Origin of the sequence: Streptomyces sp. NPDC048258, assembly GCF_043201995.1 — a bacterium.
In the GTDB taxonomy this organism is placed as follows: Bacteria; Actinomycetota; Actinomycetes; order Streptomycetales; family Streptomycetaceae; genus Streptomyces.
Genome location: NZ_JBICZH010000011.1, coordinates 90,915 through 115,610 on the forward strand (window position 1 = coordinate 90,915; position 24,696 = coordinate 115,610).

General features: G+C 72.4%; 14 protein-coding genes. 8 read left to right on the forward strand and 6 right to left on the reverse strand.

The genetic code is table 11. The annotated features are described in order from the left end of the window. The first annotated feature begins 9 nt into the window (after positions 1-9). Positions 10-984, forward strand: coding sequence for a DUF3068 domain-containing protein (locus tag ACGFYQ_RS24700; RefSeq protein WP_393747316.1), 975 nt, complete (start codon positions 10-12; stop codon positions 982-984). Here ACGFYQ_RS24700 and ACGFYQ_RS24705 read toward each other — a convergent pair. Both ACGFYQ_RS24705 and ACGFYQ_RS24710 read right to left on the reverse strand, forming a co-directional pair. Beyond that, a complete protein-coding gene (locus ACGFYQ_RS24705) occupies positions 974-3,751 on the reverse strand; it encodes an ATP-dependent RNA helicase (RefSeq protein ID WP_393747318.1) in 2,778 nt (925 codons plus the stop codon). The genes ACGFYQ_RS24700 and ACGFYQ_RS24705 overlap by 11 nt on opposite strands. Positions 3,752-3,756: 5 nt before the next feature. Then, on the reverse strand, positions 3,757-4,605 hold the full coding sequence (locus ACGFYQ_RS24710) for a class I SAM-dependent methyltransferase (protein WP_393747320.1): 849 nt from the start codon (positions 4,603-4,605) through the stop codon (positions 3,757-3,759). Positions 4,606-4,958: 353 nt separating this feature from the next. Between ACGFYQ_RS24710 and rpsA the strand changes: the two genes are divergently transcribed. The 4 genes from rpsA to ACGFYQ_RS24730 all read left to right on the forward strand — a co-directional run bounded on the left by rpsA (position 4,959) and on the right by ACGFYQ_RS24730 (position 8,796). After that, on the forward strand, positions 4,959-6,467 hold the full coding sequence (gene rpsA, locus ACGFYQ_RS24715; RefSeq protein WP_393747322.1) for a 30S ribosomal protein S1: 1,509 nt from the start codon (positions 4,959-4,961) through the stop codon (positions 6,465-6,467). Between the two features lie 179 nt (positions 6,468-6,646). Further along, positions 6,647-7,585, forward strand: coding sequence for a PAC2 family protein (locus ACGFYQ_RS24720; RefSeq protein WP_393747324.1), 939 nt, complete (start codon positions 6,647-6,649; stop codon positions 7,583-7,585). Positions 7,586-7,664: 79 nt separating this feature from the next. Further along, positions 7,665-8,273, forward strand: a complete 609-nt coding sequence (gene coaE, locus ACGFYQ_RS24725) for a dephospho-CoA kinase (protein ID WP_393747326.1) — start codon at positions 7,665-7,667, stop codon at positions 8,271-8,273. A 190-nt stretch (positions 8,274-8,463) separates the two neighbouring features. Further along, positions 8,464-8,796, forward strand: coding sequence for a tetratricopeptide repeat protein (locus tag ACGFYQ_RS24730; RefSeq protein ID WP_393747635.1), 333 nt, complete (start codon positions 8,464-8,466; stop codon positions 8,794-8,796). A 2-nt stretch (positions 8,797-8,798) separates the two neighbouring features. Here the strand turns inward: ACGFYQ_RS24730 and ACGFYQ_RS24735 are convergent, their stop codons facing one another. Further along, a complete protein-coding gene (locus tag ACGFYQ_RS24735; RefSeq protein ID WP_393747637.1) occupies positions 8,799-9,059 on the reverse strand; it encodes a DUF6343 family protein in 261 nt (86 codons plus the stop codon). Between the two features lie 52 nt (positions 9,060-9,111). After that, on the reverse strand, positions 9,112-9,729 hold the full coding sequence (locus ACGFYQ_RS24740) for a hypothetical protein (RefSeq protein WP_393747328.1): 618 nt from the start codon (positions 9,727-9,729) through the stop codon (positions 9,112-9,114). A gap of 199 nt (positions 9,730-9,928) precedes the next feature. On the opposite strand from ACGFYQ_RS24740, the gene ACGFYQ_RS24745 reads away from it, so the two are divergent. The 3 genes from ACGFYQ_RS24745 (at position 9,929) to ACGFYQ_RS24755 (ending at position 15,366) form a co-directional block, all read left to right on the forward strand. Beyond that, positions 9,929-11,218 carry a helix-turn-helix domain-containing protein gene (locus ACGFYQ_RS24745; RefSeq protein WP_393747330.1) on the forward strand — a complete coding sequence of 430 codons (1,290 nt, stop codon included), beginning with the start codon at positions 9,929-9,931 and terminating at the stop codon, positions 11,216-11,218. Positions 11,219-11,305: 87 nt separating this feature from the next. Further along, positions 11,306-14,152, forward strand: coding sequence for a DEAD/DEAH box helicase (locus tag ACGFYQ_RS24750; protein ID WP_393747332.1), 2,847 nt, complete (start codon positions 11,306-11,308; stop codon positions 14,150-14,152). Then, complete coding sequence (locus ACGFYQ_RS24755) at positions 14,149-15,366, forward strand: SWIM zinc finger family protein (protein WP_393747334.1); 1,218 nt, start codon at positions 14,149-14,151, stop codon at positions 15,364-15,366. The genes ACGFYQ_RS24750 and ACGFYQ_RS24755 overlap by 4 nt, the downstream gene beginning before the upstream one ends. Here ACGFYQ_RS24755 and ACGFYQ_RS24760 read toward each other — a convergent pair. Both ACGFYQ_RS24760 and ACGFYQ_RS24765 read right to left on the reverse strand, forming a co-directional pair. After that, positions 15,344-17,617: a UvrD-helicase domain-containing protein gene (locus ACGFYQ_RS24760; RefSeq protein WP_393747336.1), complete on the reverse strand. Its 2,274-nt coding sequence runs from the start codon at positions 17,615-17,617 to the stop codon at positions 15,344-15,346. The two genes, ACGFYQ_RS24755 and ACGFYQ_RS24760, sit on opposite strands and share 23 nt — an antisense overlap. Further along, entirely contained in the window at positions 17,614-24,420 is a 6,807-nt protein-coding gene (locus ACGFYQ_RS24765) for a DEAD/DEAH box helicase (protein ID WP_393747337.1), read from the reverse strand. Before ACGFYQ_RS24765 ends, ACGFYQ_RS24760 begins: the two co-directional genes overlap by 4 nt. Positions 24,421-24,696 lie beyond the last annotated feature (276 nt).

A 24,696-nucleotide genomic window follows, 5' to 3' on the forward strand; every position in this document is an offset into this window, starting at 1 on the left:
GGCCCGGCCATGCGACGCAGAGCGAGCCTTGTCCTGCTGGCCCTCGCCGTGTTCTGCGCGGCCCTCGCACCGCTGCTGCGCTGGTACGCGTACCCGCGGCTCGCCAAGATCCCGCCGAACCAGTACCAGGAGATGGTCCTGGAGGCGAAGGACGCGACCCTCCTCGACTACTTCAACGGCATGCAGCCCAAGAAGGTCGACAAGGTCACCATCGTCCAGACCCTCAAGGGCAACGTGGAGGCGTCGAAGGAGATCGAGGCCAGCGCGGGCAAGGACGTCGTCGTCTGGGACACGCTGACGCACATCATCGACCCGGACGGGAAGACGGTCTCCCAGATCCCCGAGCGCTACATCTTCGACGCGCACACCCAGGACCCGGTGCACGCCACCGGCGAGATGGTCGACGGGGACGCCGTCACACGCGAGGGCATCGAGTTCAAGTGGCCGTTCTTCACCGAGCCGCGCGACTACCTGTACTTCGACGCGCAGACCCGGACCTCCTCGCCGATCCACTACGTCGGCCCGCGCACGTACCGCGGCATGGACGTCTACTACTTCGAGCAGACCGTCCCGTGGACCAAGGTCGCCATGCCGAAGAAGATGCCGATCGAGGGCATCGACCCGGCGACGATCGAGGCGACCACCGGCACCACCCTCTGGTACACGACGAAGGCGATGTTCTGGGTCGACCCGGTGACCGGGGCACCCGTCAACGCGGAGCAGGAGATCCAGCAGGAGATGCGCGGCGGGATCGCGGCGGGCGGCCCCGACGGCAAGCTCACCGCCTTCGCGGGGCACGTGAAGATGCGCGAGGACTACGCCCGGTACACCCTCGACCTGGTCGCCTCGAACCGTACGAAGGTCCTCGCGCTGCACACCTACGCGCCGATCGGCCTGGCGGCCGGCGGGCTGGCGTTCCTCGGGCTGGCGCTGTGGCTGGAGGCGAGGAACCGACGCGGTCCGCAGGAGGGGCTCAGCGTCTGAGGCGGGCGTTGGTGTGGCGGGTGGGCTCGGCGGTGGCGGGGTCCTCCGGCCAGGGGTGCTTGGGATAGCGGCCGCGGAGCTCGGCGCGGACGGCGCGGTAGCCGCCCCGCCAGAACGAGGCCAGGTCGGCGGTGACGGCGGCGGGCCGTCCGGCGGGCGACAGCAGGTGGACGAGTACGGGCACCCCCGCGACCTCGGGGGTCTCGGCCAGCCCGAACAGCTCCTGGAGTTTGACGGCGAGCACCGGCTGCTCGGCGGAGTAGTCCACCCGGATCCGGGATCCGCTGGGCACCTCCAGCCGTTCCGGAGCCAGCTCGTCCAGCCGGGCGGCCTCGCCGGTGGCCCAGGGCAGGAGCCGGTTCAGGGCCTGCCCGGCGTCGATCCGCCCGAGGTCCGCGCGGCGCCGGGCGCGGGACAGCTCCGGCTCCAGCCAGTCGTCGGCGCGGTCCAGCAGCGCGCCGTCGTCCGCCACATCGGGCCACGCGCCGCCGAGCGTCCGGTGCAGGAAGCCCAGCCGGGCCCGGAGCTCCCGCGCGTCGGCGGACCAGCGCAGCAGGCCGAGCCCCTCGGTGCGGAGCCCGTCGAGCAGGGCGGCCCGTACGAGGGCCGGGTCGGGGTTCCGCAGCGGGCGTACGGCGAGCTCGATCGCCCCCAGCCGCTGCGCTGCGCGGGCGACGAGGTCCCCGTCCTCCCAGTGCACCTCTTCACCGTTGCTGCGCAGATGGGAGGCTGCGGCCAGGGCGGTGTCCTCGTCGATGACGGCGGCCAGCCGGACGCGGGCGGAGGCGGAGTGCGGGGCCCGGTCGGCGACGGCGACGGCCAGCCAGGGGGCGCGGCGCAGCGGTGACCCGTCGCCGAGCTCGGCGCCGGTCCCGGAGGCCATGAGGAACGCCCCCTCCCCCTTGGCCCTGGCCACCCGCTCGGGGAACGCGAGCGCGGCGACGAGCCCGGCGGCAAGGTCATCGGGTGCGGCGCCGCTGCCGGGGCTCCGCCCCGGACCCCGCGCCTCGAACGCCGGCGGGGCTGGATTTCGGCTGCTGCCGTCCACCTGGCGCGGCTGAATTGCCCGCAGGGCGATTTCAGCCCCGCCTGGGGGCCCCTCCCAGCGGTAGCTGGGGGAGTTCGAGGCGTGGGGGTCCGGGGGCGGAGCCCCCGTGGGGTCCGGGGCGGAGCCCCGGGAGCGGCGGCCGGGGTCGCCAGCCCCGGTTTCGGGAAGGGGCGGGGTGGGGGAATCGCCCCGCGCAGCGGATTCCAGGCGGCGGACCTCCGCGCGCCAGCGCGCCGCGTAGGCGTCGCCGCCCCGGCGGGCCGAACGCCAGGCTGCGGCCAGGTCGTCCCCGTACTCCCGCGGCGGCTCCTCGCTCAGCAGCGCCACCACCTCGGCGGCCCGGCGGGAGCCGAGGGCCGCGGAGCCGTCCAGCAGGGCCCGGGCCAGCCGGGGATGCAGGCCCAGCCGGGCCATCCGCAGCCCCCGCGGGGTCGGCCGCCCGGCCGCGTCCACCGCGCCGACCGCCACCAGCACCTCCCGGGCCGCGGCCATCGCCCCGGCCGGCGGCGGGTCCGGCAGCGCCAGCCCCGCCGCGTCCGGGTCGCCCCAGCACGCGGCCTGCAAGGCGAACTGCGCCAGGTCGGCGATGCGGATCTCCGGCGCCGGGAACGCGGGCAGGCGGGAATCCTCCGCCTCCGTCCAGCAGCGGTACACCGCGCCCGGCGCCTCGCGCCCCGCCCGGCCCGCCCGCTGGCGCCCGGCCGCACGGGAGGCCCGTACCGTCGCCAGCGCGCCCAGCCCCCGCGCGTGGTCCGTCCGGGGCTCGCGGGCCAGCCCGGAGTCCACCACCACGCGCACGCCCGGCACGGTCAGGCTGGACTCCGCCACGGCGGTGGAAAGGATCACCCGGCGGTGGTCGGAAGCCGTCAGCGCCGCGTCCTGCGCGGCCGCCGGGGCCCGCCCGTGGATCTGGAGCACCTCGGCGTCGACCGCGCCCAGCTGCCCGGCCACCCGGGCGATCTCGCCGACGCCGGGCAGGAAGCACAGGACGTCGCCCTCGCGCTCGGCGAGGGCCCGCCGCACCACCGAGGCCACGTGCGTCAGCTGCGCCGGATCCACCCGCATCCCGTGCGGCGGCCGCACCGGCCGGGGCGGCGGGGCCCAGACCGTCTCCACCGGGTACGAGATCCCGGCCGCCTCCACCACCGGCGCGTCGCCGGGACCGCCATGACCGAGTACGCGCGACCAGCCGGCCGCGTCGGTCGTCGCCGAAGCCGCCACCAGGCGCAGCTCCGGACGCAGGGTCTCCCGTACGTCCAGGAGGAAGGCGGCCACCGTGTCGGCGTCCAGGTGCCGCTCGTGGCATTCGTCCAGGATCACCAGGTCCACGCCGGCCAGCTCCTGGTCCCGCTGGAGCCGCTGGAGCAGGACGCCCGTGGTGACCACCTCGACCACTGTGCCGGGGCCCACGACCCGCTCCCCGCGCACGGTGAAGCCGACCGAGCCCCCCACCTGCTCGCCCAGCAGCCAGGCCATTCGCCGCGCGGCCGCCCGGGCAGCGATCCGCCGCGGCTCGGCGACCACGACCCGGCGCCGGGGCCCGCCGCCCACCAGCCCCGCCAGGACCAGCGGCACCAGCGTGGTCTTGCCGGTGCCGGGCGGGGCGCAGAGCACGGCGGTGCCGTGGCCGTCCAGCGCCGAGACGAGCGCGGGCACGGCCTCCCGTACGGGAAGGGCGTCGAGAGCGGCCTGGCGGAACCGGGTACTCGGGCGTGTCAACGGGGTCAGTCCCTCTCGCACACGAAGATCGCGGTGCCCGGGATCAGGTTGCCGCGCAGGGGGGACCAGCCGCCCCACTCCTGGCTGTTCCACTCGGGCCACTCGGGCTCGACCAGGTCGACCAGGCGGAACCCGCCCGCCACCACGTCGCGGACCCGGTCGCCTATCGTGCGGTGGTGCTCGACGTACACGGCGCGGCCCTGCTCGTCCTGTTCCACGTACGGGGTCCGGTCGAAGTAGGACGCGGCGACGGAGAGCCCCTCGGGACCGGGCTCGTCGGGGAAGGCCCAGCGGATGGGGTGGGTGACGGAGAAGACCCAGCGGCCGCCGGGGCGCAGTACGCGGCGTACCTCGCGCATCACGTTCACCGGGTCGGCGACGAAGGGGACGGCCCCGTAGGCGGAGCAGGCGAGGTCGAAGGAGCCGTCGCGGAAGGGCAGCCGGCCGGCGTCGGCCTCGACGAGCGGGACGTCATCGCCGATGCGCAGCGCGTGCTGGAGCTGGCGGTGGGAGAGGTCGAGGGCGACGGGGCGGGCGCCCTGGGCGGCCAGCCAGCGCGAGCACTGGGCGGCGCCGGCGCCGATCTCCAGGACGTCCTTGTTCTTGAGTGAGGCGGCGGGGCCGAGGAGGGCCGCCTCCGCCTCGTCCAGGCCTTCCGGCCCCCACACGAAGCGGTCGTCGCCGAGGAAGGCGCCGTGCTCGCTCTGGTACTCGTCGGCGTTGCGGTCCCACCAGCCGCGGCTCGCCCGGCTGCTCTCCGCTTCGCCGGCGTCACGCCGGGTGGCCTCGGCGTCGTCCCCGGAGGCGGAATCTGCCTCGTGCGCGTCTTCGGGGGCGTAGTCCTCTTGGTTCATGGGGCCCGTCGTCGTAGTCTGCGAATATCTGCGGAGCGGAGCAGGGGAGTGCCATGACGGTCTCCCCGCTCACGAATTGTGCCGGTTATGCGGCCATCCGCCGGGGGTGTCCGCCTTCGCGCATTGACCCTGTCCGGCCGCCCCCGTATGCTACAAGTTGCGCTGCGAGCCTGTGCTCCTCAGACCTAGCAGGCTGCGCTTGCATCTGTTGATGTCCCCTCGGTTTTCGAGGCCCTTCCCGTTTTCGGCGGATCAGGGGCTTCCTTGGCTGTCCGGCTTCGGCAGATGCCGATAAGGGCTCCCGGCGTAGCAGTACCTACGACTTTCTGTCCGTAACCGGAGCCCTTTCCCACATGACGAGCAGCACCGAGACCACCGCCACCACTCCGCAGGTTGCGGTCAACGACATCGGCGACGCGGACGCGTTCCTCGCGGCGATCGACGAGACGATCAAGTACTTCAACGACGGCGACATCGTCGACGGCGTCATCGTCAAGGTGGACCGGGACGAGGTTCTCCTCGACATCGGTTACAAGACCGAAGGCGTGATCCCGAGCCGTGAGCTCTCGATCAAGCACGACGTCGACCCGAACGAGGTCGTCAAGGTCGGCGACGAGATCGAGGCCCTGGTTCTCCAGAAGGAGGACAAGGAAGGCCGTCTGATCCTGTCCAAGAAGCGCGCTCAGTACGAGCGTGCCTGGGGCACGATCGAGAAGATCAAGGAAGAAGACGGCATCGTCACCGGTACCGTCATCGAGGTCGTCAAGGGTGGTCTCATCCTCGACATCGGCCTCCGCGGCTTCCTGCCGGCCTCCCTCGTCGAGATGCGTCGCGTCCGCGACCTCCAGCCCTACGTGGGCAAGGAGCTCGAGGCGAAGATCATCGAGCTGGACAAGAACCGCAACAACGTGGTCCTGTCCCGCCGCGCCTGGCTCGAGCAGACCCAGTCCGAGGTTCGCCAGACGTTCCTCACCACCCTGCAGAAGGGTCAGGTCCGCTCCGGCGTCGTTTCCTCGATCGTCAACTTCGGTGCCTTCGTGGACCTGGGTGGCGTCGACGGTCTCGTCCACGTCTCCGAGCTGTCCTGGAAGCACATCGACCACCCGTCCGAGGTTGTCGAGGTCGGCCAGGAGGTCACCGTCGAGGTTCTCGACGTGGACATGGACCGCGAGCGTGTCTCCCTGTCGCTGAAGGCGACGCAGGAGGACCCGTGGCAGCAGTTCGCCCGGACCCACCAGATCGGTCAGGTCGTCCCGGGTAAGGTCACCAAGCTGGTTCCGTTCGGTGCGTTCGTCCGCGTGGACGAGGGCATCGAGGGTCTGGTCCACATCTCCGAGCTGGCCGAGCGCCACGTGGAGATCCCGGAGCAGGTCGTCCAGGTCAACGACGAGATCTTCGTCAAGGTCATCGACATCGACCTTGAGCGTCGCCGGATCTCGCTGTCGCTGAAGCAGGCCAACGAGTCCTTCGGTGCCGACCCGGCGTCGGTCGAGTTCGACCCGACCCTGTACGGCATGGCCGCGTCGTACGACGACCAGGGCAACTACATCTACCCCGAGGGCTTCGACCCCGAGACCAACGACTGGCTCGAGGGCTTCGACAAGCAGCGCGAGACCTGGGAGACCCAGTACGCCGAGGCGCAGCAGCGCTTCGAGCAGCACCAGGCTCAGGTCATCAAGAGCCGCGAGGCCGACGAGGCCGCTGCCGCCGAGGGCGCTGCCGCCCCGGCCGCCGGTGCCGGCGCCGGTGCGGGCATCTCGGGTGGTTCGTACTCCTCGGAGTCGGACGAGACCTCCGGCGCCCTGGCGTCGGACGAGGCCCTGGCCGCGCTCCGCGAGAAGCTGGCCGGCGGCCAGAGCTGATCGCAGCGCGCATCACACCCCGGTGTGAGCCGAGCTGGTTGAGTTGAACGGTGAGGCCCGTCCCCTTCGGGGGGCGGGCCTCACCGCGTTTTCCCCGTGATCCGCTTGGTCAACTGGGGAATGCCGGCGCCTCCTTGGACGTTCTTCGCAGAGAACGCGACGAGGGAGGAGTGGTGACGGTGCTTGATCCACAGGGTCTGTACGAATGGGACGCCAAGGGCCTGGCGGTGGCCGACCTGGCGCTCGCCCAGGACTCGGCCGGGCTGGTCATGCTGTACCACTTCGAGGGGTACATCGACGCGGGTGAGACCGGGGAGCAGATCGTCGAGCGGCTTCTGGACACCCTGCCCCACCAGGTGGTGGCGCGTTTCGACGCGGACCGGCTGGTGGACTACCGGGCCCGCCGCCCGCTGCTGACCTTCCAGCGCGACCACTGGACGGAGTTCGAGGAGCCCCGGCTGGAGGTCCGGCTCGTCCAGGACGCCACCGGAGCGCCCTTCCTGCTGCTCTCCGGCCCCGAGCCGGACGTGGAGTGGGAGCGCTTCAGCGTCGCCGTCCGGCAGATCGTCGAGCGCCTCGGCGTCCGGCTCTCGGTCAACTTCCACGGCATTCCCATGGGCGTTCCGCACACGCGGCCCGTCGGCATCACCCCGCACGGCAACCGGACCGACCTCATGCCGGGCCACCGCAGCCCCTTCGACGAGGCGCAGGTGCCGGGCAGCGCGGAATCGCTGGTCGAGTTCCGTCTGGCGCAGGCCGGGCACGACGTGCTGGGTGTCGCCGCGCACGTACCGCACTACGTCGCGCGCTCCCCGTACCCGGACGCCGCGCTGACGGTGCTGGAGGCGATCACGGCGGCGACCGGGCTGGTCCTGCCGGCCGTGGCGCACGCCCTGCGTACGGAGGCCCACCGCACCCAGACGGAGATCGACCGGCAGATCCGGGAGGGCGACGAGGAGCTGGTCAGCTTGGTGCAGGGGTTGGAGCACCAGTACGACGCGGCCGCCGGCGCCGAGACCCGGGGGAACATGATGGCCGAGCCCGCGGACATCCCGTCGGCCGATGAGATCGGCCGCGAGTTCGAGCGGTTCCTCGCGGAGCGCGAGGGCGAAGGCTGAGGGCCGGGCAGGGCAGGGCCCGGGCTGGGCAGGGCCGGGGGCCTGTGGCTCGGGTGAGGGCGGGGGCTAGGCTGCGGGCATGCTGAAAGTGGGCCTGACGGGCGGGATCGGTGCCGGCAAGAGCGAGGTCTCGCGGCTGCTGGCGGGGTACGGGGCGGTCATCGTGGACGCCGACCGGATCGCGCGGGAGGTCGTCGAGCCCGGCACGCCGGGGCTCGCGGCCGTCGTGGCGGCCTTCGGGGAGTCGGTGCTGACCGCGGAGGGGGTGCTGGACCGGCCGAAGCTCGGGTCGATCGTGTTCTCCGACCCGGCGAAGCTCCAGACCCTCAACGCGATCGTGCACCCGCTGGTCGGGGCCCGGTCGGCCGAGCTGGAGGCCGCCGCGGGGACGGACGCGATCGTGGTGCACGACGTACCGCTGCTCGCGGAGAACGGTCTGGCGCCGCTCTATGACCTGGTGGTCGTGGTGGACGCGGCGCCGCGGACGCAGCTGGCACGGCTGACCGCGCTGCGCGGGATGGCCGAGGAGGAGGCGCGGGCCCGGATGGCCGCGCAGGCCACGCGGGAGCAGCGGCTCGCCGTGGCGACCTTCGTGATCGACAACGACGGGCCGCTGGAGGCTCTGGAGCCTCAGGTGCGCAAGGTGTGGGCGGAGCTCACGGCGCGGGCCGGGCAGGAGCGGGCGTAGAAGCGCGGGCCGCGGCGGAGCGGGCGGCGGAATAGCCGGTGCGGGGGCGGGCGTTGAACGCGCCCGTAGAGGGAAGGAACTCCACGTGTCCGACACCACGCCGCACTCCTCGCCGTCCTCCTCGTCCTCGTCCTCCTCGTCCTCCTCGTCCTCCTCGTCGTCCGGTCCGGCGAGCCCGGAGACGCACGTCATCGACTACCGGGCCGCCGAGCACCTGCTCGCCGCACGCGACCCGCGCGGTGCGGTCAAGCTGCTCGACTCGGTCATAGCGGCCCACCCCGAGAACACGGCGGCCCGGCTGCTGCGCGCCCGGGCCTTCTTCGCCGCCGCCCAACTGCGCCCGGCAGAGCTGGAGTTCGAGCTGGTGCTGGAGCGGGAGCCGGACAACGCCTTCGCCCACTTCGCACTGGCCCGCACGCACCAGCGCTCCGGCCGGCCCGAGCAGGCCCGCAAACACTTCCGGCTGGCCGCCGCCCTGGACCCGCAGCCGGAGTACCTGGCGGCCGCCCGCTTCGAGGACTGAGCTCACCGGTCCCGGGGCGGTTCGTACGGCGGGATGTCGGGGCCGGGCTGGTAGTGCGGGCCCTGGTGGATGTGGTGGACGACCACGGCCAGGTCCACGGCCGCCAGCAGCACGACCGCACCGCAGGCCGCCGCCCACCCGGGACGGCCGGCCAGCGAGAAGAGGGCCGTCCCGGCGGCGGCCCAGATCAGCCCCCACAGACTCAGCCAGAACCGCAGCCGCAGCGGACTGCGGGCGGTCACCGGCTCGTTCCCGGAACGCATGGCCATCGCCTCATGTCCATGGTCCCACTCCGGCCTCTCGCGGGCGGCGGCGTCACGGGTTGAGCTTGTTCACGGCCGTGGTGGTCGTCTTCCTGAAGCCGGCGACCGGGGCATCGGCCAGGTAGCCCATCTGGCCCCACTTCACGACCGTGACCGTGGAGCCGTCACGTCCGATTCCGTAGAGGTGCACGCCGGGCTCGGACTCGGGGATCGAGGTGTGCACCCCGTAGACGTGCGCGCCCTCCTCGACGGTGAGCTTCCCGTAGTCCTGCCAGGAGGCCGTGCCGCCCGGCGTCGTGCGCAGCCAGTCGGCGGCGCAGGCCGCGACCTTGCGCTCCAGCGTGCCGGCGAGCTTGGCGGCCGCGGAGGGCGAGGCCGCCCGTACGGAGATCTGTACGGCGCCGGTGTCGAACTCCGTGCCGAAGCCGCGGTGCCAGCTGCCCGCCGACGGGAGCGCGCCCTCCAGGCAGAACGGCGTGAACTCGGGCAGCCCCTTGGTGACCTCGCCCGCGTACCAGGGCGAGGTGGGGTGCGGCGGCAGGTCGGTGCCGTCGATGAACCCCGGTGCGGTGGCCGCCGTGGCAGAGGCCGGGGCGGTCAGGACGAGGGCGGTGGCCGCCGCGACGAGGGCGGTGGCGAGGGTGGCGGCGGTGCCGGAGCGTCGGAACATGATGGGTACTCCCCGTGGTCTTCGCGATCTTCGCGGTCTTCGTGGTCGTGGTGGTCGTGGTGTCCAGCGGTGCGACTGCGTCCGTGGACAGCCTTTCCCCGGGCCGGGGTGTCGGGCGACGGATCGCTGCGGATTCGGGACACTGGAATGGCCGTACGTGCTGTCACCTGGGGGAACACCCCCCGCATGGAACGCAGTCGTGGGACGGGGGAACGCCGTGGACGAGGCGGAGCGGTTCGCGCGGCTGATGCGGGAGCTGAAGGAGCGCGCCGGGCTGAGTTACGGGGTACTGGCGCGCAGACTGCACACGAGTACGTCGACCCTGCACCGCTACTGCAACGGGGAGGCCGTGCCGACGGAGTTCGCCGTGGTGGACCGTTTCGCGCGGGCCTGCGGGGCCTCGCCGGGGGAGGCGGTGGACCTGCACCGGGCGTGGCTGCTGGCGGACGCGCGCAGGCGCGCGGCGGCGCGGGCCGAACCGGAACCCGCCCCGGAACCCGCCCCCGAACCTGCCTCGGAAGCCGCCCCGGAACCTGCCTCGGAAGCCGCTGTCGTGCCCACTGCGGATCCGGGTGCGGTGCCCCTCGGCCGGCTCCCCTGGTACCGGCGGCGGGCAGCCGCCGTCGTCGCCGCCGGGCTGACCGCGGGCGCGGTGGCCGTGGCGGTCCTGGCGGCGTCCCTGCCGGACCGGGGGACGCCGCAGGGCGTGGCGGGGGCCACGGGGGCAGCCACCCCGGCCGTCTCCTCCGAGCCGTCGGAAGCGGCCGGGACGCCCGCGCCGGGGCCGTCGTCCTCGCCGTCGCCCTCGCCGACACCGGGCGGGCCGGCATCCGCCCCGCCTCCGGCGCCGCCGTCACCGCCGTCGCCGAAGCCGGCGCCGGTACCGCTCACGGCGGCGGTACGGTCGCACGTGTGGGCCTTCGGCTGCGATCACGCCTACCTGGCCGAGCGGGGACCGGGCTCCGTGCCCCCGCCGCCCGTCGAGGCGGACGCGCCCGCCTGGGCCGCGGCGCAGCGTGCCGTACACGCCGGGGCCCAGATCGTGGAGGTCACCCTGCACGGCACGGGCGCGGGCAGCGTGGTCCTGGAGGACCTGGAGGTACGGGTGGCCGCGCGGCGCACCCCGCCGGCCTGGAACGTCTACCAGATGTCCCAGGGCTGCGGCGGCGCCCTCACCCCGGCGGCTTTCGCCGTCAATCTGGACGCGCCGCGCCCTCTGGCCCGGCCCGTCGCCGGGAACGACGCCGGCAGCTCCCTCCCGGCCCCCGCCTTCCCGCTGCGCGTCTCGGCGTCCGAGCCGGTCGTCCTGCGCGTGGAGGCCGCCACGACGGGCTGCGACTGCGACTGGTACCTCGACCTGCGCTGGACCGGCCCGTCCGGCTCCGGCACCCTCCGGATCGACGACGGCGGACGGCCGCTGCGGACCAGCGCGGCCACCGGCCGACCCGTGTACGGATACGCCGCGGAACAGGGCCGCTGGGGGCGCTGATCCGCAGGTCAGACGCGTTGTCAGTGGCCGCGCCTAGACTCGTCGGCAGAGGGGTCCGTCTGGACATCGACCGGGGAGGGGGACGCCGTGACACCGCAGCGGGAGCCGCAGCCGCAGCCGCAGACATCCGCGCTGCTGCGCCACGCGGCCGTGTTCCTGCCCGCCGCCGTTCCCCGGCAGGGGCGCGTCGCCTTCTGGGCGCCCGACGGGGACGCCCTGCCCGAGGGGGGTTCGCCGACGCGGCTCACCGTCGTCCGCCAGCACGGCGACGGGGTCCGCAGCCGGACCGTGCCCGCCGTGGCCTTCTCCGTCACCGCCGCCCTCCCCCTGCTCGCCCGGGCACCCCGCAGCCCGGCCTCGCACGCCGCCACCCGTGCCTGGGGCACCGCCGCCACACAGGCGCTCACGCTGGTCGCCCGGGGCCGCCTGCTCCCCGGGCTCACCCCCGAGGGCATCGACGCCTGGCGTGCCGGGCCGCTCGACGCCTCCGATGTCGACCACCTCCGCGCGATCGCCGCCGCGCTGCCCCACGAGGGGTACGCGACCCCGCTGGCCGGCCGCCGCCCGCTCCAGCTGCCCGAACCGGAGGCGCTGGTCCGCGCCTTCCTCGACGCCGTCGCCGACAGCCTGCCCCGCACCCCGGCCGCGCCGGTCGCGGCCGGGCGGCCGTTCGCCGCCCGGGACGCGCAGCGGGTGCCGGGCATACAGGACTGGGCCGCGCAGGTCGCGGCCGGTGCGGACACCGGCGTGGGGATCTCGCTCCGGCTCGACCTGTCGTCCTTCCGCCTCTTCGACGAGGCGGAGGACGAGGACGTCCACCGCGCCGGGGCCGCCGTGGTCCAGGTGCACAGCCTCGCCGACCCGACCCTCGTGACCGACGCCGCACAGCTGTGGGCGGGCGCCGCCGCGGCCGGCTTCGGACCGCGCGCCCGGATCGACGCCGTGCTCGCGCTGCGCCGGGCCGCGCGGGTCTGGCCGCCCCTGCTGCGCCTGCTCGACCAGCCGGTCCCCGACGCCCTCGCCCTGTCGGACCCGGAGCTCGAAGACCTGCTGGGGGTGGCCGCGACCCGGCTGGCGGCCGCGGGAGTCCTGGTCCACTGGCCGCGCGAGTTGGCCCGTACCCTCTCCGCGACCGCCGTCGTACGGTCCACCGCCCCCGGGTCCGCCACCGACGGCACCGCGTTCTTCGACGCCGCCCACCTCTTCGCCTTCTCCTGGGAGCTGGCGCTGGGCGGCGACCGGCTCACCCCGGGGGAGATGGACGCGCTCGCGCAGGCCCACCGGCCCGTGGTGCGGCTGCGGGACCAGTGGGTGCGGGTCGATCCCGAGCTGGTCCGCAAGGCGCGCAAGCGGGAGCTGGGCCTGCTGGACCCGGTCGACGCGCTGGCGACCGTACTGTCGGGGACGGCCGAGGTGGACGGGCAGTCCGTCGAGGCGGTTCCGGTCGGGGCGCTGGCCGCCCTGCGGGAGCGGCTGACGGGGGAACTGGCCCCGCTGCCGCAGCCGGCCGCGCTCAAGGCCACCCTGCGCGACTACCAGGCCCGCGGCCTGGCCTGGCTGGACCTGATGACCTCCCTCGGCCTCGGCGGCTGCCTCGCCGACGACATGGGGCTCGGCAAGACCGTCACCCTGATCGCGCTGCACCTGCACCGCGACCGCCCCGAGCCGACGCTCGTGGTGTGTCCCGCGTCGCTGCTGGGCAACTGGCAGCGGGAGATCGAGAGGTTCGCCCCCGGCACGCCCGTGCGCCGCTTCCACGGCGGCAGCCGCAGCCTCGACGACCTGGAGTCCGCCGCCGGCGGGTTCGTGCTCACCACGTACGGGACGATGCGCGCCAGCGCCCCGCTCCTCGCCGAGCAGCGCTGGGGCATGGTCGTCGCGGATGAGGCGCAGCACGTCAAGAACCCGCATTCGGCGACCGCCAAGGCGCTGCGCACCGTCCCGGCGCCCGCCCGGGTGGCGCTGACCGGCACCCCGGTGGAAAACAACCTCTCCGAGCTGTGGGCGCTGCTCGACTGGACGACGCCCGGGCTGCTGGGGCCGCTCACCGCCTTCCGGGCCCGCCATGCCCGCCCGGTGGAGCACCAGCAGGAGGAGGACGGCGGCAACGAGGCGGCGGTGGCCCGGCTGTCCGCGCTGGTCCGGCCGTTCCTGCTGCGGCGCAAGAAGTCCGATCCCGGTATCGCGCCCGAGCTGCCGCCGAAGACGGAGACCGACCACCCCGTCTCCCTGACCCGCGAGCAGGCCTCGCTCTACCAGGCCGCGGTGGACGAGGCGATGGCGGTGATCGAGTCGAGCGAGGGCATCGAGCGACGCGGCATGATCATGAAGTTGCTGGCCTCGCTCAAGCAGATCTGCAACCACCCGGCGCAGTACCTGAAGGAGGAGCAGCCGCGGATCCCGCACCGCTCGGGCAAGCTCGCCCTGCTGGACGAGCTGCTGGACACGATCCTCGCCGAGGGCGGTTCGGTGCTGGTCTTCACCCAGTACGTGACGATGGCCCGGCTCATCGAGCGGCACCTGACGGCCCGGGGGATCTCCCACCAGCTGCTGCACGGCGGGACTCCGGTCCCGCGCCGGGAGGAGCTCGTCGACCGCTTCCAGGCAGGCGACGTCCCGGTCTTCCTCCTCTCCTTGAAGGCCGCGGGCACCGGGCTGAACCTGACGCGGGCCGGTCACGTCATCCACTTCGACCGCTGGTGGAACCCGGCCGTCGAGGAGCAGGCCACCGACCGCGCCTACCGGATCGGCCAGACCCAGCCCGTGCAGGTGCACCGGATCATCGCCGAGGGGACCGTGGAGGACCGGATCGCCGAGATGCTGGAGGCGAAGCGGGCCCTGGCCGATGCCGTCCTCGGCTCCGGCGAGTCGGCGCTGACCGAGCTGACCGACCGTGAACTGGCCGACCTCGTCTCCCTGCGGAGGCCGGCGTGATCACCGCGCGGGACGACCGCCGCCGCACCTTCGAGACCGTGCCCGCCGGGGCGGAGGCGGTGAGCTGGTGGGGCCGGGCCTGGGTGTCGGCCCTCGAATCGGTGTCCCGGGACCCGGCCCGGCTGGCCCGTGGCCGTACGTACGCCGCCGAAGGCCACGTCGACGCCGTCACCATCACCCCCGGCCGGATCGTGGCGTACGTCCGGGGCAGCCGGCCCCGCCCGTACCGCACCGAGCTGGCGCTGCCCGCCTTCGCGGACGCGGAGTGGGAGGAGCTGCTGGAGGCGGTCGCGGCCGATCCCGCGGCGCTCGCCGCGCTGCTGGAGCGGGAGGTTCCGCAGTCGCTCGCCGAGGCGGTCCTGCCCGGCGCGGGCGAGCTCGTGGCACGCTGCTCCTGCCCGGACGTCGCGCGTCCGCCGTGCAAGCACGCCGCGGCCCTCTGCTACCGGGCGGCCCGGCTCCTCGACGAGGACCCCTTCGTGCTGCTGCTCCTGCGCGGCCGCGGCGAGCGGGAACTCCTCGACGAGCTGGCCCGTCGCAATGCCGCGCACGCCGCACGCGAACAGCCCGACACCACACCGGACTTCCCCGGAGTCCCGGCCCGGGCGGCGCTCGCCCGTACCAGCCTGCCGCTGCTGCCCGCGCCGCTCCCCGCGCCCGCCGCCACGGGACTCCCGCCCGCCTACCCGGCCGACCCGGCGGCGCCGGACCCGCTCGCCCTGGACCAGCTCGCCTCCGACGCCGCCGCCCGCGCGCTGGCGCTCCTCACCACCGGCGAGGACCCGATCGCCGGGACAAGCCTGTGGCAGGACGCCGTCCGGCTGGCCTCCGCGCACCCCACGGCCGGGCTCACCGGCGCCGCCCGCGCCCTGTACCGCGACCTGGCCCGAGCCACCGGCCGCACCACCACCGACCTGGCCCGGGCCGCGGCGGCCTGGCGGCAGGGCGGCCGCCCCGCGCTCGCCGCCCTCGAAGAGCCCTGGGACCCGCCGGCCGGGCCCTTCGACCGGGCCCGCCCGGCCCTCCTCGCCGCCGCCCAGGGCTCCTTCCGCCCCGACCGCAACCGCCTCACGGCCCACACCCGCCAGCTCCGCCTCGGCCGCGACGCCCTCTGGTACGCCTACGAGTCCCGCCCGGACGACGACGACTGGTGGCCCACGGGCCGCCCCTCCCCGGACCCGGTCGCGGCCCTCACCCGGCGCGCAGGCGCATGAGCGGTTCGAGGAACGGGCTCGGGCGGCCGTGCCAGAAGATGGCGAGACTGTCCCGGGATCGGGTGGCCGCGACGAAGAGGAGAGAGCGAGCCCGCTGGAGCTCGCGCCGGTAGCGGACGGCGTCCGAGCTGCGCAGCTGGCTCACCGCATCCCGAGGTACGAGTCCGTCCCGGACTCCCGCGATGACCATCCGCTGGTACTCGAGCCCCTTGAAGCGGAACATCGTGCCGATGTGGACGCCTTCGTCTCCACGGGGGCCCTCAGGGCCGATCTCGACGGCCTTGATTCCCTTGTGGGCGAGCAGGGTGTAAGCCAGCTCGCTCGCCATGGCGTTGGTCGGAACGCAGATGGCGATCTGCCCGGGCGGTGTCGGCAGGGCGATCCAGTCGGCAAGGAGCGCTGCGATGGACTCCTGCTCGGATTCCCAGTCGTCGCAACCGTGCAACTTCGGAAGGCTTCCGGTCAGGACAGACCTGTACCCGGCAAGGTCCTCGGTGCTGCCGTCCAGGTCATCGAAGCTTTCGCCGCTGAGCACACCGAGTGCGGAGCCGAGGATCTGCCGGGTCGTTCGGTAGCTCAGTGTCAGCTTGGCCGAGCGTCCGCGGATGTGGACCCCGAGGCTCCCGAGCGTGACCTGATTGCCGTAGATGCGCTGGTGTGTGTCGCCCACGAGGAAGATGTCGTTGGCGGCACGCGGCACCATCGCGCGCAGCAACTTCCAGTGCGCGGCCCGCAGGTCCTGTGCCTCGTCGACGACGATGTGCTGGAAGCGGTGGCGCAGCCAGCCCGCGGAGCCGGCCTGGAGATGGATGTTGTCCAGTCCGCCTGCCTCCTCGCGCTGACGCTCGATGTTCTGGATCCGCTGCTCGCGGTCCATTTCGAGCCGGGCCGCGCGCTCGGCGACCTGCTCCCAGGTCTGCCGTCCGAGACGGTCGAGTCGCTGTGTGAACCGCTCCGCGAGCTGCCAGATCTCGGCCCGCTCGGCTCGCCCGATGTTCTTGCCCCGGCCGGCGCGGCGTGCACGGAAGTACTCGGTCCGGGAGACGACGGCCTGTCCCAGGATGACCTGCGTCCACTCGTCGTGCAGAAACTGGGCGTCCCACCCGGTTTCGCCCAGCTCGTCGAGCATGGCGCGCCACTCACGGAGAGCCTGGCTCTCATCGAGAGTCTGCTTGGCGCTGCCGGGTTCGGCCTCCCGGACGACGCGCAGCGCGAGCTGGTCGACGTGGCTGATCTCCACACGCGCCAACAGCTCCTCGCCACCCAGTTGGAGAAGGCGGGACTTCAGGTCGGCGGCAAGGTTCTTGTTGTACGTGGTGAGGAGAACGGGCTTGTTACGGCCCGGAGGCAGTCGGTCCACCAAGTGCTTGACCCGGTGGAGGGCCACAATGGTCTTTCCGGTGCCAGGCCCGCCCCCCACGCGGGCGGGACCCGAGTACTCGCGTTCGACGAGCCGGGACTGGGTCGGGTGGAGGAAGACCTTCCAGCGGCCGAAGTCCCCGCCTTCCAGAGCTTCGCGCAGCGCCTCGTCCGTCGTCGTGACCATGGTGGCCGGCCGCTCGGCAGCAGCCCGGAAGTCGTCCGTGTCGACCGCGTCCGGGGCGGAGACGGGGTTGGTGATCTGCTCCAGAACCGCGTCGTACGACGCACCGTCGTGGAGCGCAAGAAGGACTTCCGCGGTGAGCTGAGGGGCGTATTCGGCCAGACCGAGGAGCTGGTCCTCAGTGGTCAGGGTCCGGACGACCGGTACGAGCGGTCCTGCGACGCCGAGGTCGGTGAGCTGCTCGTCGGAAAACGCGGCGAACAGAGGAACGGGGACAGGCTCGGGGGTGGGTGCAGGAGCCGGGGCGGGCTCGGCCGGGACGATGGCAGGCTCCGGAGTCGCCGCTCGGCGAAGGACGCTCTCTTCGACGACCTGGAGGTCGACGTACTCGATGCCGCCGGTGATCCGGTTGATGCCGTACGAGAGCCGATCGAGTTTCTCGTACGCCTCCTTGCGGTGCTTGACGGAGACGATGAGCCAGTCGGTGTCCGCCAGGCGCAGCAGCAGGACCCTGTACTCGTCATTGATGCGTGCCGACCAGAGTCGGTCGTGGCCCTCCAGCTGCTTCAGCCGCAGGCCCCGGAGCTGCGGATTCTCCTTGAACTTGTGCTGGAAGTCGTAGATCGCCCCCTTGACCGCACGGGGCAGCCTCAGGATCGCCTTGTCCGCCTTGTCGAGCAGACGCAAAGTCACGCCTGTGGTCGTCATCGCTGCTGCTCTCCGTCGTTCGTGTCCGTGTCTTCGTCCTCCACCGAGGTGAGGAGGTCCGCGATGTCCTGCGGGGCGCAGGTGGCGGCTGTACGGATCCACCAGCCTGCCGAGGCGAACGCCTTGTCCCGGTCCTCGGCGTCGTGGTCCCGTTCTCCGTCGACCGGGCGGTGGGCCGTCACCACCGCGATCCGGGCGGTGGGCCAGGCGAGTTCAGCCATCCATCCGTGCTCGTCGAGTTCGTAGCCTGCCTCCGGAGGTGCCACCCCGAGTGCGGCGAGCCCCTGGGTGAGGGGGAGCAGCCCCGGTTCCTCGGGGTCGAGGAACTCCAGTACCTGTTCCCAATCGGCTTCATGGGCCGAGGCGGAGGAACGGGCCGGCGCAGGTGCGGGGGCGGTCAGCTCGGCGGCTGCTTCAGCCGGGTGTTGGGCAGGCCTTTCGACAGCCTGCGACGCAAGCCAGCCCGGCCCCCCGGTGACCGCGAGGCCCACGGTGGTGAAGCCGTTCAAGAGACTGGTCGTCAACTGGACGCTGTCACCGCCGCCGTGGTCCAGGAACTGCAGCACGTTGCTCCAGTAGAGCCAGGCGTGCCAGCGCTTCTTGTGCCCGGCCTCGTCCGACAGGACGTGGTCGCTGTCATCGAGCACGGTCAGAGCGGTCCACACCGGCGGCCGGTGCCGGCCATCAGCCAGGGCCGTCACGGCACAGCCGGAGGTGTCGACGGCCGAGAGCAGCTGCACCGGCCCCTTGGGCCCCTGCGGGGCTGCGCCCTTCAGCGCTGCGACGATCTGCGAGCCGACTGCATCGGGTTGCAGCGCGGCGATCCGGGCTCCGGCTCCCAGTAGTCCCGCGACGGCGGCCTCGGCGCGTTGTTGCCACAGGGAAGCGTCCGGCGCGCGCAGATGAGCGAGCAGAAGGTCTGCCGGATTTACCCACAGGGTCGCGGACAGCTCGCCCGGCAGGCCCCCGTGCACGCCCGCGTAGTAGTCACGCGCACGCTTCTGGGCTTGCTCCCCATACGGCTTCCAGACCGGGTGCTCAGGTCCCGTGCTCGCATAGCCCGTGTCGCGGACCCGAGTCCGCCAGTCCTTTACGTCGTAGTACGTGAGCTGGAAGACCCGCACTCCGTCGACGCGCAGCCGGGTGCGCTTGACGGCGTCGTCGGCCAGCCTGTCCTTGTGCTTCGGTCCGGCATGGAACTCGTATCCGTCGAGGTAGAGCGCGATGCGCGGCCCCGGGGCATCCGTGCGTTCGAAGAGGACGTCGGGACGGGTGCCGTCGAGCACGCGCTGCTGGGAGACCCGCCAGCTGACGGTGGCCCCGTCGGCGCCGGTGAGCCGCAGGTCCATTGAGTACGTCCCGGCCGTGGTCGTATAGGCGTCCGCGCTGGCCTTGGCCGGGGGCTGCTGAGCCCATTCGGCCAGGGTCTCAAGGAACATGACCTCCAGATCGCTTTCGGCCTGCTGCTCCAGCGGGATCTGGTGGGTCGCCTGCACCGGTGACGTGGCCCAGTTGCCGCCGTCCGCTCCCAGCAGTTCGTCGAGCATCTGCCGGACCTCGTTGCGACTGACCTTGTCGTAGTCGCCGGCCGGCACGCGGCGCAGAAGACAGCGGTGGCATCCGTCGAGGCCCTTCCCGATGCAGGGGCAGCTGTCGATCACCTCGCGGGCCTTGAGCAGTACTTCACGGAAGCCGTCGGAGGTGGCGAGCCGGTGCAGGTAGCCGGTACCGCCCGGCAGCCGGTCGTAGGCGACGAGGAAACGGCGAGGCCATTCCGGGTCGTTGCCGTCCGGCATGGACGCTGCGGTGATGTCGATGTGGTCCGGGTCGCCGCCGTAGCGGGCGGCGATGCCCACGAACAGGGCGGCGGTGAAGGATGCGAGGCGTTCCTTGACCCGGGCGACCGAGGCGGGAAGCAGGATCCTGACAGCCTCGGTGGTCAGTTCGTGGGCCAGAAGCAAGGGGACATCCTCACCCTGCCCCTGGCCTTCCGGCGCGCTTGTACGGACCTTGCGGCGAGGGCACCAGAGCAGGTGGTGAGCGCTGGCCTTGGTTGCGGCGGCGACGGATTCGGTGAGCGCGTCCTGGTGGTGGTCCACGACCGGGCGGCCCTCGGAGGTGGCGCCACCGCAGCTCGTGCATACGTAGAACGGATTCATCCGCACATCTGCCCCGGCGACGGGAACAGTGCTGCTGCCGTCCTGCCGGTCGAGACCCAGGTTCAGAGTGCGCACCACTGCCTGGCGGGTGAAGTCGACACCGAAGACGGCCGTGTCGTGGCGCCAGGAGCCCGGCGCCAGGTGCACGAGGTCGATGTCCACGGTCGTGAGGACGGCGTACCTCTTGTTGTCGCGCTCGTCCTTGTCGTCGCGGACCCGGGCATCGTCCCGCTTGTCGCGCGACATGACCCGCTTCGGTTCGAGTACGCGCTGGACACAGCCCGCATCGGCGATCTCCCGGCCGCCGCAGCGCGGGCAGGGGGAGGCGTCGGCCTGGGCGTTCTCGGTACGGGCGTAGCCGCATGCCGGACACAGCCGCCACACCGACCAGGCGCGACGCTCGGGGCTGCCGATGTCCAGGGCCCGCACAACGTGCTTGTAGCCGTTGACGTAGAAGCTGTTTCCGGGCGCCAGTTCGGAAAGCGCGGACCGGCGTGAGCGCTCGTAGTCCCGTACCTCGCTACGGTAGGTCTTCTTGGCCCCCTCGGTCTCCGGTTCCTCCGTCCAATAGAGCGTCGCCTCCAGCTGGGTGGTGGTGTCCGAGAGGGTGTAATTGGGCAGGAGCCCTAGTTCGACGAGAGCTCCGTGGGCGCTGGTCTGGTTGAGGTCACGGAGCAGGTTGCCCGTCGCGTAGCGCTCAGCCCGCAACTCGCGCCATTCGCGTTCCTGCTCGGGATCGCTGCGGACGAGCTGGTCCATCGCCGTGTCGATGGCACGGATCCGCCGCCGGAGCTCCTCACCGCGGCCGGTCCATTCCTCCTCGGCCTCCTGGAGTGCCCGCACGATGCCGCCGCATGCATACTTCCGCAGCTCCGCGGCGGCCTGGTCGGAGACCCCGGTGTCCGCCCGGCCCTGCAGCGCGGGGAAGAGATCCAGGAAGGTCTCGACGAGCACCGCGCCATGGGCGAGGGCCGCGTCCGCGAGCTCCTGGCACCAGGCGGTGCTGCCGAACAGCGCGGACACCAGGCGGGGCGCGGGCTGCAGCTGCTCACCGTCGCTCGTGGAGAGTTGCCCTCGGGCGGCGAGGTCCAGAAGGTGGGCCGTGTACTGGCGGCGCAGGATCTCCACGGCGGACAGGTAGCAGCCCGGGGGCACGATGTCCCCGGCGATCATCTCCCGCGGCTCGTCGAGGTAGTACAGGTCGCGGGCCCGGCGGCCGCCGAAGGCCACCACCAGCGCGTTACCCGTCTTGCGGCCCGCGCGGCCCGCTCGCTGCACGTAGTTGGCGGGACCCTTCGGAAGTGATCCCAGCAGAACGGCGGACAGGTCCCCGATGTCGATGCCGAGTTCCAGCGTGGGTGTGCACGACAGCACATTCGGGTCGGTGTAGTGAGTGCCGTCGCGGAAGCTCCGCTCCACCCGCTCACGCTGGGCCCGGGTCAGCATGCCGGTGTGCTCGGCCGTGACCACCCGGAAGGTGCCGCCTGTGCGGTACAGGTGCCGGTAGTAGTCGTCGCGGTAGTCGCGCGGGCGCGGGCCGCCGAAACTCGTGGAACCGGACGAGGACACAGCGGCCAGGCCCGGCTGGGGGGCGGTGATCTGACCGCGGCAGCGGTACCGGGGACAAGGGTGCCCGTACCAGCGGGTCCGCCGGGAGGGATGCACCACCTGCTGCCAGCCGCACGCCTCACAGGTGACGAAGGCCTTGTTGACGATGTCGTCCTCGAGTAGCCGCACCTCGACATGCCCAGGCTGCAGGCCGTAGACCTTGGTGGCCCGATCCTGCGCGGTACGCACCGCGAGGAGTCCTTCGTCTACGAGTACGGGCAGCAGCCTGCGGAGGTATTCGGCTGCCCCGGGGGCGTCGAGCCCCAGGCAGCGGCGCGCCCAGTCCTGGTACCAGCCGGCGCGGGCCGTCACCGAGTCGAAGTCGGATCTGCCCTTCTCTCCGTCGATCAGGAAGCGTGGTGCAGCCACGCTGTCGGGGAATGCCGGCATGCCATCGGGCCGGCCGCCCCAGATCTTGAACCGGGTCACTCCGGCGTCTTTCATCCAGGGCTCCAGCCACCGGTGCCGGACCCCGCCGCGCAGCCGGACCCGCTCCAGCAGTCCGCGTACGAAAGCCAGATAGCGCTCCGCCGTCGGCAGACCGGTGCCGAGCATCTGACCGGGCAGGGTCAGGTGCACGTCGCGCGCCAGCATTGTGATCCGGTGCTGGTCCTCGATGACGACCTCGGCGGCCGCGGTCCGGGTCAGCTCAAGGGTGCGGCCCTGCCGGGAACGGAGGCCGAACTCCATCACGGTGGCGAAGGCGAGGCGCTCTCCGATGAGCTTCCAGGTCCGCAGGTCACCCGTGCCTCGCCCGGAGAGCAGCCGGTCGACGCCCGGCTCGTCGTACAGGTCGGGCGGGACGACAGCGGCAAGTGCCTGAGGGTCCTCGACGGAGTCGAGGACATTGCCGATCAGGTCGTTGAGCGCCAACGGCCGTCCGGACTCGTCCAGGTTGCGTGCGAGGAGTGACCGGAGCGAGAAGGTGAACGACCGGTTCGCCACGTACCCCGCGCGATGGGCGGCGTCCTGGGTCGAGTCGTTGAACAGGAGGGTTTTGCGCTCTTCCGCTTCGAGGGCGACCTCCTGGCCGGTGAACAGCTGGGTCACTGTCGCGGCGGCCAGGGCGGCGAGCCGAGTGCCGAGGAAGCGCATCGCGTTGTCGGTGTCGCAGGCGGGGCAGCGCTGGTCGACAGCGGCTTTGTCGGCGGTCTTCTTCTCGGTGATCGCCAGGACGAAGCAGGCGTCCTGCAGGTTTCCGTCATCCTGGGCCACCGGCAGGCGGTACGTGCCCTGCGCGCCGTCCAGGATCAGCGCCGGCAGCTGCCCGCCCCCCGACGCAGGACGGGACTGGCTGACCGCTGCAAGCGCGTCCTGCTGCTCCGCGGCGGTGGCGGCGATGAAATAGCGGACCCGCCGCTTCTCCCGCCCCACACTCGCGCGCCAGATCTTGTCGTGAGCCATCACCAGCTGCTGGGGATCGGCTTCCGGGGAAATGGCTGCCCAACCCGAGCGGCCGCAGTTCCGGCAGTACACGGCGGGCAGCCGTACGCTCGCCTGCCGGACGGTGGTGTCCGCACCGATCGCCGACTGCGCCCGGTGCGAGCGGGCCACGTGCCCTATCTGCCCCGCTTCGGGTTCCTCGTCGCCCTCAGGAGGCACCGTGGGCAGGGCGGAGCGCCGGGTGCGATCGTCCTCGTACCAGTGGAACTCAGGCTTTCCGGGACCGACTCCGCGCAGAATCCGGCCGACCGGCCGCACCCACAGATGGGTCTCCACGTGCAGCAGGGGCCGCGGGCGGCGCTCGTCCGACTCCGGATCGCGGGCGGCGGACAGCAGGGCCACGAACCGTGCGAGTGCGGTGAGGGCGAGGCGGGGATTCTCCCGAGCGGTACGACCCCAGGTGTACCCGAACCGGCCGAGGCGGTCGCGGAGCTCCCATTCGCTCAGCGGGTCCCCGTCCAGGAGGGACAGCATCCCCTGGGTGAAGTCGTGTTGCTTGAGCAGCCGTCCGATCTCGAAGGCCGACAGGCCCTGCTGCCCCAGCATCCGTGCCGCCAGGGCGTTGAGATCCAGCTTGTCCGGACGCGACACCACATCGGGGCCGCCCGAGCAGGCGATGACCTCCTCGGGCGAGGGCGGCTCGGGCAGGCCGTAGTTCACCGGGCCGGTGAACTGCTCGGGCGTCATTCGCTCTTCGCCCACCAGAGCGTCCGCGGGGAACTGCATCCCGAACACCTGCGCCGCCACGTCCAGGATGCCGCCGGGTCCCGCTCCCGGACCGGCTTCACCGAGGGTCGCCGATGTCGCCACCGGGCAGATCGAACCGAGCGGACGCCCCGGCTCGCTCTGGCCTGTGGTCATCGCGAGGCGACGCAGCAGCATGGCGACATCCGTGCCCTGCGCCCCGTCGTACGTGTGGAACTCGTCCAGCACCACGTACTGGATCCGGGAGTCCTGCCACAGCGCGCGGTCCTCACCTCGCTGGAGGAGCAGGTCGAGCATCTTGTAGTTGGTGATGAGGAGGTCGGGTGGAGACTGCCGCATCTCCTCGCGCCGGGTCATCACCCGGCGGAAGTCGGTGTCCGGCCGGTCGCCGATGTAGAGCCCGGCCGTCACCTGGGCGAGTTCGGGCTGTGCCAGGTAGTCGCCGATGCGTCCGGCCTGGTCGGAGGCGAGCGCATTCATCGGATACAGCAGCACGGCCTTGACCCCGCGCCGGCCGAGGGCCTTCTCGCGGCGGCAATGGTCGAGTGCCGGAATGAGGAACGACTCGGTCTTCCCGGAACCCGTCCCCGTCGTGACCAGGGTCGGCCGGGCGGGTCCGTGCAGCGTGCTCAGCCGTTCGTACGCTTTCGCTTGATGCCGGTACGGGGTGAATCCCGGGTTCCACTCCAGGTGCTTCTCCCAGCCGGCGTCCGCCTTGTGGAAGGGCGTCCTGATCCGCATGTACGGACCGCGGAACATCCCGGTCTCCGGATGCTCCAGGAATCGCTCCAGTGCCCGCCGGGTGTCCTCGTCGGTGAGCGCATAGGTCGTCGTGAGGTACTGGGTGAGACTGCCCCGCAACTGCGCGGCGGCCAGCGTGGGCCTCACGACGTTCTCCTCTGCTTCGTACCAGGTCGGTGAGCTGCGTCAACGGTATACGGAGCTGCCGACACCGCTCCTGGTAATGACTGTCCTCGAACGATTCCGGCCAGTGACTGGCCAGTGGCCATCCGGTGCCCCGCCCGGCGGCAGCAGACTCACGTACAGTCTTCGGATCTGTGGGGGAGATCTTGGGGGAGCGGTGCACATGACCGGTGCTGGGCGGCCTTATCCCGTTGAGGAGTTTCTGGCGGCGGTGCGCGCCGAGATCCTCGCGGAGTACCG